This window comes from Sphingomonas sp. DMC6 (assembly GCF_056314225.1).
On sequence record NZ_JBQUYT010000004.1, the window covers coordinates 293,213 to 303,307 of the forward strand.

Below are 10,095 nucleotides of genomic sequence, written 5' to 3' on the forward strand. Positions count from 1 at the left end.
AAGGCCTCAGCCCTTCAGCGCAGCCAGTTGCGCGGCATCGCCGAGCAGGTGGAGCACGGTCGGCGCGGGGCGGGCGAGCGTGCGGAGAGACAGGCCTGCGAGCGCCGCCTCACGCAGCTTGGTCGGATCGGCGACTTCCACACGCAGGCGGCCGTCGTGCAGGCTGCTGCCGACAACATTGGCCTCGCCACCCAGCGCCGCGACCAGCGCCGGCGCAAGTGCGACCGCGGCCTTGGCGGCGGTCGCTTCTGCCACGGCGGCAGGCGCCGCGCCGCCCTTGGCCGATGCGTCGCGGATTTCCACCGCCACCACATCGGCAATCGGTCCCAGCACGACCTGCAGCGCCCGCTCGGACGGGCGCAGGATGCCGTGCGCGCCCAGGCTTTTCAGCGCCGCATCGTCGACGGCGCCCTGATCCGCTACGATCAGCCGCAGCCGCGTGGTGCAGGCGCCGATCTCGACCAGATTGGCACTGCCGCCGAGCGCACGGACAAAGGCTTCGCCGCGGCTGGCAGGCGCACCGGCTTCGGCGGGCGCCGTCGCGACCGTCTCCGCCTCGCGGCCGGGCGTCTTCAGGTCGAATCGGCGGATTGCCCAGGAAAAGATGCCGTAATAAAGCGCGAAATAGACAAGCCCCACGGGCACCAGCAGCAGCGGCTTGGTCGCCTTGCCGAAGTTCAAGACATAGTCGAACAGGCCGGCGGAGAAGCCGAAGCCCAGCTTCACGCCCAGCAGGTCCATTACCACCATGGCCACGCCGGTCAGCACGGCATGGACGGCGTAGAGGATCGGGGCGAGGAACATGAAGCTGTATTCGATCGGCTCGGTCACGCCGGTCAGCAGCGAGGTGAGCGCCAGGCTGAGCAGAAGCCCGCCCACGGCCTTGCGCCGTTCGGGCAGTGCCGCGCGGTACATGGCGAGGCAGGCGGCCGGCAGGCCGAACATCATCACCGGGAAGAAGCCGGCCATGAAGCTGCCCGCCGTAGGATCGCCCGCAAAGAAACGGCGCAGGTCGCCCGTCGCGCCGTTATAATCGCCCTGCACGAACCAGAAGACGTTGTTGAGGATGTGGTGCAGGCCGGTGACCAGCAGCACGCGGTTGAGAACGCCGAACGCAAACAGGCCGAAGCTCCCCGCACCGGCAATGCCGCGGCTCAGGCCGTCGACGCCCGCACTGATATGCGGAAAGCCCAGTCCGACGATCACGGCAAAGACCAGACCGGCCACGCCGCTGATGATCGGCACGAACCGACGACCGCCGAAAAAGGCCAGATATTCCGGTAGCTTGATTGTTGAAAACCGATTGTAGAAATGACCGCCGATCAGGCCCGAGGCGATCCCGATCGGCACGTCTAGCCGGCCGAGCGCCTTGGCCTTCCACGCCGCCACCGCCAGTGCGGCGGGATCTTTGGCCAGGCCCGCGCCAACATCTGCCGGCACCGCCAGCAGCGACTTGCCCGCCTCGGTCGAAACGAGGAAGCAGACGATGCCCGCCAGCGCGGCGGCGCCGTTGCCGTCCTTGGCATAGCCGGTCGCCACGCCGATCGCGAAAAGCAGGCCCAGATGCGAGAACAGTGCATCGCCGGCCGCACTGACGAAGCCGATGTTGAGCATGTCCGGCTGGCCCAGTCGCAGCAAAAGGCCGGCAACCGGCAGCACCGCGATCGGCAGCATCAGGGCGCGGCCCAGCGGCTGGAGCGTCTCGAGGATCGACTTCATGCGTTGAATTCCCGGGCAAGGCGGCGAACATCGGCGGCAGTGGGGCAGGCGAGCGCAGCGCGGGCGTGGGCGCGGGCACGCTCCATCGTCAGGCCGGCGACCAGCGCCTTGACCTCGGGCACCATCGCTGCCGTGGCGGACAGCTCGGTCACGCCCAGACCAATCAGGATCGGCACCGCCAGCGGATCGGAAGCGAGACCGCCGCATACGCCGGTCCAGCGCCCTTGCATCGCGCCGCCTTCGCAGGTCTGCGCGATCAGGCGCAGCACGGCAGGGTGCAACCCGTCGATCGCCGGGGCTACGGCCGGATTGCCGCGGTCCATGGCCAGCGCATATTGCGTGAGGTCATTGGTGCCGATCGACAGGAAATCGGCTTCGGCGGCCAGCAGGTCGGCGGCCGCGGCGGCAGCCGGCGTTTCCACCATTACGCCAAGCGCCGTCGGTTCCGTGATGCCAAGTTCGCCTGCAATCCGCTCTACGATCGCGCGCACGCGGCGCAGTTCGTCTATGCTTGCGACCATCGGGATCATAATCCGGGCCTGGCCCAGCGGACGCACGCCCAAAATTGCGCGGATCTGGTCTTCCAGCAACTGCGGATGGGCAAAGCCCACCCGGATGCCGCGCAGGCCCAGCGCCGGATTCTCTTCAGCCGCAATCGGCAGATAGGGCGCGGGCTTGTCACCGCCGATATCGAGCAGGCGGATGATCAGCGGCTTGCCCTGCAAAGCATCCGCCACCGCCTGATAGGCAGCAGTCTGCTCGGCGATGTCCGGGGCCGTTTCCCGCTCCAGAAACAGGAATTCGGTGCGCAACAGGCCGCAGCCTTCGGCGCCGTTGGCGACGCCGCGTTCGGCTTCGGCAGCGGACCCGCAATTGGTGAAGACTTCGATCCGCGTGCCGTCGGCCATGTGGCACAGTGTGCCCGCTGCGGCCCGAGCCGCCGCCAACGCGGCTGCGCGCGCCGCCACACGTGCCTCTGCCTCGTCGCGCTGCGCGTCGGAAGGTGCCACCCGCAGCGTGCCGGCGGTGGCGTCTAGGATCAGCACTTCCTCTTCGGCGATGTTGCGCAGCGCCGGTCCCATCGCAACCAGTGCGGGAATACCCAGGCTGCCGGCGAGGATCGCGACATGGCTGGTCGGCCCGCCACGGGCGGTGCAGAAGCCGCGGACCGTGCCGGTGTCCAGCGCCATCACCTGCGACGGAAACAGATCGTCGGCGATGAGGATCGTATCGGGCGGGAAACTGGGCGGGGTATCGACCACGCCCTCGATCGCCGCGATGACCCGGCGCTCCAGATCGGCCATGTCATCCGCTCGTTCGGCCAGATGCGCGTCGCCGCTGGCGCGCAGCATCGACGCGCGCGGGCGCAGCGTGTCTCGCCAAGCGCGCGAGGCGCTGGCGCCATGGGCGATCTCCTGCATCGCCTCTGCCCGCAATTCGGGATCGCCCAGCATGGTGCGATGGGCGTCCAGAATGGCGCGGTGCGGTCCGGCTGCGTGCCGCAACTCGGTCTCGATCGTCGCGACGACGCGCGTCAGCCCCTGATCGAGCCGCGCCTGTTCGATCGTTTCACCGCGCCCGAGCGGGTCGAAGGCGATGTCCGGAAGGCGATAATGGCGCGCCTTGCCCAGTGCGAGACCGGGCGCGGCGCACACGCCGCTCAGCAGGCCCGGTTCGCCGGAGACCGGTGCAGCCGGTGCCGTCCGCGCGCGGGGAGGAGGGGCCGCCTCGGTCCTTTCGTCCATGCCGCTTTCGATCAGGGTCGCCAGCCGCTCGACGGCTTTGGCAGCGTCGGCGCCCTGACCTTCGAGTTCGATTGTGTCGCCGAATGCGACCCCCAAAGTCATCACGCCCACCGTGCTGCGCACCGATGCCGAGCGCTCACCCTTGTGGATGCGCACATCGGCCTGAAGCAGCTTGATGGCGTCGCTCAGCCGGGCGGCGGGGCGGGCGTGCAGGCCATGGGCAAGCGGCACCTGCACGGAGCGCCGGACGATCGCGCCTTCGCCGGCCAAGGCCAGGCTGGCCTGCCCGATCGCATCGGCATCCGGCACGACGCGGAAGATCGGCGCGCCCGGGGCGACGGGGCCGGTGGCGGCAATGTCGCGGATATGGCGGCCGGCACCGGTGAGCAGCAGCACGGGGGTAACCACCGACGGCGCACCGCGCACCACCGCGTCCAGATCGAAGCGGATCAGCGGCGCACCGGTTTCGACCTGATCGCCGACCTGCACACAGGGCTCGAAACCGGCGCCGCCAAGGCCCACCGTGTCGATGCCGATATGCATCAGGATCTCGACGCCGTCGCCCGCCCGCAATGTGATGGCGTGGCCGGTCGGTTGCAGCGCCGCGACTTCGCCGGCGCAGGGGGCGTAGAGGCATCCTTCGACCGGGTCGATCGCAACACCGTCGCCCAGCATCCGCTGCGCGAACACGGGGTCCGGTACTGCCTCGATCGGCAGAAGCCAGCCCTTTAGCGGTGCGGCGATCTCGATCCCGGCCCCGGCAGTGTCGTCGTCAGTCCTGAAAGGCGGCGCTGTCGTGCTCAGGGCAGGTCTCCGTGGTCAGGGGTAGGGGGTGCCGGCAATCCAGCAGCCAGCCGGCTGCAGATCCGGGGTTAGCTGTACCCAGTCGGCATGCAAGCCCGGCGCAAGCGCGCCACGCTCGTGCGACAGGCCCAGAAAGGCGGCAGGGTTGGTAGCAGCCATCGCGGCGGCATCACCGTGCGACAGGCCCAACCGGGTGACGGCATTGCGGAACGCACCTGTCATGTCCAGCGCCGACCCGGCCAGCGTACCGTCCACGCCCAGGCAGCGGCCGTCTTCGACGCGGATATGCTGCCCGTGCAGGTCGAAAGCGGTCACGTCGGCGCCGACACAGGGCATCGCGTCCGTCACCAGCACGAAGCGGTCGTGCGGCCGCGCCCTGAGCGCGATGCGCAGCACCGCGTCATGGACATGGAAGCCGTCGGCGATCAGGCCGCAATAGACACTCTGGTCGTCCAGCGCAGCGCCTACGACGCCGGGCGCACGGTGCAGCAACGGCGACATGGCGTTGAACAGATGGGTGACGCCGGTCATCCCCGCTGCAAAGGCGGCAGTGGCGGTCGCGTAATCGGCGTCACTATGGCCGATGCTGAGCAGCACGCCCGCAGCATGAAGCCGGCGGATGTCCTCGATCGCCACCATTTCCGGCGCCAGCGTTAGCAGCACCTTGCCACGACGCGGACGGCTGAGCAGTTCGATCAACCCTTCGTCAAGGCGACGGAACTTGGCCGGATCGTGGATGCCCTTGCGCGTGGTGCTGATCACCGGACCTTCGATATGCACGCCGACGCAGCCGGGAACGCCTGCCTCGATCGCGGCATCGCCGGCGTCGAGCGCACGGGCGATCGCTTCCGGTACGTCGCTGATCAGCGTCGGCAGAAAGCCCGTGGTGCCGAACCGTGCATGTGCCGCGCCGATCGCGGCAATGCCTTCGACGGTAGTGGCGTCGTTGAACAGGACACCGCCGCCGCCGTTCACCTGCACGTCGATAAAGCCCGGGACCAGCCAGCCGCCGTCGAGATCGACCAGCTCACCGGTGGTCGCGCCGGCATCGACACTGGCGATGCGTCCATGGGCGACCGTTATGCTCGCCTGGGGCAGGATGCCCTCGGGCGTGACGATATTGCCGTTGACGAAGCGGAAGGCGCTCATCGTGTCTCAGTCACCTTGCGCAGATAGAGCGGCTGGTCGGGATCATTGCCACGGGCGATCGAGAGCGCGTTGACCATCGGATAGAAGCTCTGGATCATCAGGATCGGCTCGATCGCGGGATGCGCCGCGATTGTCGGGAGTTGCGAGGCCGCGGCCTCGCGGGCATCTGCCAGGCACACCGCCGCACCGCGTTCGGCGAACTCGGACGCCGCGCTGCGCACGCTGTCGCCTGCGTCATCGGAGCTGGCGAAGGCAAGCACGGGGAAGCCGGCGCCGACGATCGCCATCGGGCCGTGGCGCACTTCCGCGGCGCTGAATGCTTCAGCATGCAGGCCGCAGGTTTCCTTGAACTTGAGCGCTGCTTCCTGCGCGACGGCGAAGCTGTAGCCGCGGCCGATCACGAACAGGTTGGTCGCCGCGGCCAGGCTCGCCTGCGCGACGCTCCAGTTGAGCGTTGCGGCGGCTTCGAGCTGGTCGGGCAGCGTCTTGAGTGCAGCCGCTAGGTCTGCATCCTCGGTCCAGGCGGCTACGAGCGCGGCCAGCCCGGCGAGCGACGCGATATAGGATTTGGTGGCGGCGACCGACTTTTCTGGTCCCGCTTTCAGGCCGAAGCAGCAATCGGCGAGTTTCGCGAGCGGCGAGGTCTCGTCATTGACCAGCGCGACGACATAGGCGCCGGAGCGCTTGTGCGCTTCGACCGTCGCCAACAGGTCGGGGCTGCGGCCGCTCTGCGAAATGGCGATGCACAGTGCTTGCTCCGCCGCGACCGGCGCCGCGAATACCGATGCCACTGACGGCGCCGCGGATGCGACCGGCAGGCCCACCAGTGTTTCGATCAGATACTTGCCATAGGTTGCGGCGTGATCGGACGAGCCGCGCGCGCAGGTGACGACAAGTGCGGGCGGCGCGGCGCGCAGCCGCGCACCCAGCGCGTGGAAGCTATCGGCATTGGCCTCCAGCAGGCGGCGCACCGCTGCGCCGGCTTCGGCCGCTTCGCGATGCATCAACGTCGCCGACGCATCCTTACGCTCGCCCTGTTCCACGATCATTCCCGAGTTTCGCTCCATACGGCGCTGATACACCGGTAGCGATAAGTTACATATTGGTATTGTTCAAGCGCAAGTTTCAGGCATGGATCATTTCGCGCAGTGCCCGGACCGTGGCGATATCGGTGACGCGGCGCACATCCGCCTGAAACCCGAAGCTGCGCTCGCGCTCGCCGATCGTTGCGGTGGGGCGGCGGCAGGAGGCGTGGACGGCGCGAACGCCCGTCGCGAGGATGGCGGGCAGAGTGGTATTATCGACACCGCTGCCTGCCATCACGGCGATGCTCTCGCCCGCCTGTCGCTGCAGCATCGCCAGCGTTTCGGTCGCGTCGACGGCACGCGGCTTTCCGCCCGAGGTCAGCACATGATCGAAGCCCAGCGCCATCGCTATGCCGAGCGCGTCGCTGATGTCGGGGCAAAGGTCGATCGCGCGGTGAAGCGTCAGGCCAAGCGGTCGGCCGCGCGCCTCACCCTGTGCGCGGGCATAGATCGCCCAGCCGGCGAGCAGTGCCTCATCCAGCCGATATTCGGCGGTGTTGGCGCCGATAACGACGCCGTCCAGCCCGGCTTCGGCGGCGAGGCGGATGTCTTCGGCCACCAAAGCCGCTTCCTGCGGGCCGTAGCGGAAATCGCCCTCGCGCGGGCGAGCGAGCAGCCGCACCGGCACCGGCGCATCCGCGGCGAGGCGCACCAGCGATTCGGGCGGCGTCAGCCCGCCTAGCGAGAGCGCGGCGCAAAGCTCGATGCGGTCGGCCCCTCCGGCGATAGCGGCTTCCAGACCGGCGGCGTCTTCCACGCAAATTTCGAGCAGGGGACGCATCCGGGCAAAAACTCCTATCTTATTGTGGTTCTACAAAAGTCCTATCGCGCCGGAATGGCGCTTGGCAATCACGCCACGCCGAATGTCCATCCCTCGGTGCGGGCAAGGTGCGGCGTCAGTGCGGCGGGCGCCCAGAGCAATTCCTGCCCTGCCGCCACGCGCAGCCAGGCAGCACTCAGCATAGCGTCGGTAGCATGGTCGTCATAGCGGCGCAGCGGCGCGTGCGGCGCCGATCCAAAGGCCGCCAGCATCCTGTCGAGCGTGGCTGCATCGCGGATCTTGGAAATGCCCTTGCGCATGCCGGCCTGCCGCGCTGCAAGAGCGGTGTAGATTTCCACCAGCACCGGGCCGTGCTCCGGCAGCGGATCGAACGGCCATAGCCCGATTTTTCCCTGCAACCGGTGGAGCACGCGCATGCCGGTAAGGCTGGATTTGCCCACCTGGCTGGCGCCGACCAGATTGAAGCAGCTATAGGGGGAAAGCGCTATTGCCGCCTGGCCATGCTCGCACAGGCGGAACCGGCCGCGACCGCCGGGGAACCTGTCGCCGCAATCGCCCATCTGGCGGAAATGCCGCCGTGCTTCCGGATGCTGCACGAAGCTGGTCGCAGCGAGATGGTCGTCCCCCGCGCACAGCCGATCGACCAGCGCCCAGAGCGCAGGCCCGTCCGTCGGGCTCTCCGCCCAGCCGGGGAAGTAGCTGTCGGCATCGACGAAGGGGAAGGCGGAAGAAAGATCGAGGCCGATCAGCGCGCGCGTGCCCGATGCGGCGAGCCCTTCGAGAAAGGCGAGAATGTCGGCGCGCGACCAGTCGCGGTCGATCAGCACCGGCGCCGCATCGCCTGCGCGTGCATGTGCCACCGCCAGCCCGCGCGGCCGCTCGACCGCCTGACCCGACCAGTCGATCGCAATGAAATCGGTGAAGATCAGGGGCGCTCTTCCATTCCGGCAGCCAGCCGCTGCGCCTTTTTTGCGCGGTCCCACCAGGCGCGGCGTATATAGAGTTCGATGCGTTCGCGCGCCGGGGTGCCGTAGCGAACGAGCAGCATCGGGAAATTGCGATAATGGTCGGTCTGCCAGAAGGTCTCGGGCTCCGTTTCGAGCAGTAGCGGCTTTTCGTCCATGCGCACCATCAGGCCGAAGCTTCCGGGTTCGTGGCCGGGCGAGGCCAGCCCCTTGTCGTTGAGTTTGGGGCAGGGCCTGTTCCACCAGGAGCCCATCACGACATCGGGCAGCGAGCATGCATAGGCGCAGACATCGTTCCAATCATCCATCGCGCCTTTTCTCCCGCATCTCCGCCCACCAGGCGAGCCGCTCGGCCACGCGCTTCTCGTGCCCGCGGTCGGTCGGCACATAGAAGGTCTGGTGCTCCATCTCCGTCGGCCAGTAATTGTCGCCCGAAAAGCCGCCCTCGGCGTCATGGTCATAGGTGTAGCCCTGGCCGTAGCCGATCGTCTTCATCAGCTTGGTGGGCGCGTTCAGGATGTTCTGCGGCGGCATCAGCGACCCGGTTTCCTTCGCCACCTTCCACGCTGCCTTCTGCGCCTTGTACGCGGCGTTCGATTTGGGGGCGGTTGCGAGGTAGAGACATGCCTGAACGATCGCCAGTTCGCCTTCGGGCGAGCCGAGGAAATCATAGCTATCCTTGGCCGCGATGCATTGCACCAGCGCATTGGGGTCGGCCATGCCGATATCTTCCACCGCCATCCGCACCAGCCGGCGCAGCACATAGAGCGGCTCTTCGCCCGCGGTCAGCATGCGGGCGAGATAATATAGCGCCGCCTGCGGATCGGAGCCGCGCACCGATTTGTGGAGCGCTGAAATGAGGTTGTAATGCCCCTCGCGGTCCTTGTCGTACACCGCCATGCGGCGCTGCAGGAAACCCGACAGTGCGGCGGGATCGAGCGGCGCCTCGAACTGCACTGAAAACAGCGTCTCGGCCTGGTTGAGCAGGAAGCGCCCGTCGCCATCGGCGCTCGCCACCAGCGCCGCGCGCGCTTCGGGGGTAAGCGGCAGGGGGCGCCCCTCCAGCGCCTCGGCACGGTCGAGCAGCTTTGCCAGCGCTTCCGGCCCCAGCCGGTGGAGGATCAGCACCTGCGCCCGGCTGAGCAGCGCTGCGTTCAGCTCGAACGACGGGTTCTCGGTCGTCGCCCCGACCAGCGTAACCGTGCCGTCCTCGACATAGGGCAGGAAACCGTCCTGCTGGGCGCGATTGAAGCGGTGAATCTCGTCGACGAACAGCAAGGTGCGCTTGCCGAGCCGGGCATGGTCGCGCGCTTCGGCGAACACCTTCTTCAGGTCCGCCACGCCTGAAAAGACGGCCGAGATCGGCACGAACCGCAGCCCCACCGCATCGGCGAGCAGCCGCGACATGGTGGTCTTGCCGGTACCGGGCGGCCCCCAGAAGATGATCGAGCTGAGCCGCCCCGCCGCCACCATCCGCCCGATCGCGCCTTCCGGCCCGGTCAGATGTTCCTGCCCGACGACTTCGTCCAGTCGCTGCGGGCGCAGGCGATCGGCGAGCGGGCCGCCGGTGCGGTCGTCGGCGGGGGCGGGGGTCTCATGGGTGGCAAAAAGGTCGGCCATCGGGCGGTAGATAGGCCGGTGCGCGGCAATTTGCATCCCGCCGCTTGATCGCGCGCAAGGCCGGGGTGGCGGCGGCGGTGCAGGTTTCTTGTGATCCAAACGCAAACGGTGCGCGTACCGCGTGTCGCAAGCGCTCCCCTCCCGCTTGCGGGAGGGGTCGGGGGAGGGAACCCGCTTGGCGGAACAGCGCATCGTCCACGTCGAGGCCCCCCCCCCCCCCCCCCCCC

8 protein-coding genes are annotated in these 10,095 nt (G+C 68.1%); all 8 read right to left on the reverse strand.

Annotated elements, in window-relative coordinates; translation table 11 throughout:
* Positions 1-6 precede the first annotated feature (6 nt).
* Positions 7-1,719, reverse strand: a complete 1,713-nt coding sequence (nagE, locus tag ACT53M_RS11880) for an N-acetylglucosamine-specific PTS transporter subunit IIBC (RefSeq protein WP_476233591.1) — start codon at positions 1,717-1,719, stop codon at positions 7-9.
* Positions 1,716-4,214 carry a phosphoenolpyruvate--protein phosphotransferase gene (ptsP, locus tag ACT53M_RS11885; RefSeq protein ID WP_476233838.1) on the reverse strand — a complete coding sequence of 833 codons (2,499 nt, stop codon included), beginning with the start codon at positions 4,212-4,214 and terminating at the stop codon, positions 1,716-1,718. Before ptsP ends, nagE begins: the two co-directional genes overlap by 4 nt.
* A gap of 69 nt (positions 4,215-4,283) precedes the next feature.
* Positions 4,284-5,417, reverse strand: coding sequence for an N-acetylglucosamine-6-phosphate deacetylase (gene nagA, locus ACT53M_RS11890; protein WP_476233593.1), 1,134 nt, complete (start codon positions 5,415-5,417; stop codon positions 4,284-4,286).
* Positions 5,414-6,466: an SIS domain-containing protein gene (locus tag ACT53M_RS11895; RefSeq protein ID WP_476233594.1), complete on the reverse strand. Its 1,053-nt coding sequence runs from the start codon at positions 6,464-6,466 to the stop codon at positions 5,414-5,416. The genes nagA and ACT53M_RS11895 overlap by 4 nt, the downstream gene beginning before the upstream one ends.
* A gap of 76 nt (positions 6,467-6,542) precedes the next feature.
* Positions 6,543-7,283 carry a copper homeostasis protein CutC gene (locus tag ACT53M_RS11900; protein ID WP_476233595.1) on the reverse strand — a complete coding sequence of 247 codons (741 nt, stop codon included), beginning with the start codon at positions 7,281-7,283 and terminating at the stop codon, positions 6,543-6,545.
* Between the two features lie 68 nt (positions 7,284-7,351).
* Entirely contained in the window at positions 7,352-8,266 is a 915-nt protein-coding gene (locus ACT53M_RS11905) for a hypothetical protein (RefSeq protein WP_476233597.1), read from the reverse strand.
* Positions 8,209-8,556, reverse strand: coding sequence for a hypothetical protein (locus tag ACT53M_RS11910; RefSeq protein WP_476233599.1), 348 nt, complete (start codon positions 8,554-8,556; stop codon positions 8,209-8,211). Before ACT53M_RS11910 ends, ACT53M_RS11905 begins: the two co-directional genes overlap by 58 nt.
* On the reverse strand, positions 8,549-9,868 hold the full coding sequence (locus tag ACT53M_RS11915; RefSeq protein WP_476233600.1) for a replication-associated recombination protein A: 1,320 nt from the start codon (positions 9,866-9,868) through the stop codon (positions 8,549-8,551). Before ACT53M_RS11915 ends, ACT53M_RS11910 begins: the two co-directional genes overlap by 8 nt.
* Between the last annotated feature and the right edge of the window lie 227 nt (positions 9,869-10,095).

What these genes read in the sequence shown, in the direction of transcription:
- ACT53M_RS11900 (WP_476233595.1), bottom strand. Translation starts at nt 7,283, where the DNA reads ATGCGTCCCCTGCTCGAAATTTGCGTGGAAGACGCCGCCGGTCTGGAA.
- nagA (WP_476233593.1), bottom strand. Translation starts at nt 5,417, where the DNA reads ATGAGCGCCTTCCGCTTCGTCAACGGCAATATCGTCACGCCCGAGGGC.
- ACT53M_RS11895 (WP_476233594.1), bottom strand. Translation starts at nt 6,466, where the DNA reads ATGATCGTGGAACAGGGCGAGCGTAAGGATGCGTCGGCGACGTTGATG.
- ACT53M_RS11915 (WP_476233600.1), bottom strand. Translation starts at nt 9,868, where the DNA reads ATGGCCGACCTTTTTGCCACCCATGAGACCCCCGCCCCCGCCGACGAC.
- ACT53M_RS11910 (WP_476233599.1), bottom strand. Translation starts at nt 8,556, where the DNA reads ATGGATGATTGGAACGATGTCTGCGCCTATGCATGCTCGCTGCCCGAT.
- nagE (WP_476233591.1), bottom strand. Translation starts at nt 1,719, where the DNA reads ATGAAGTCGATCCTCGAGACGCTCCAGCCGCTGGGCCGCGCCCTGATG.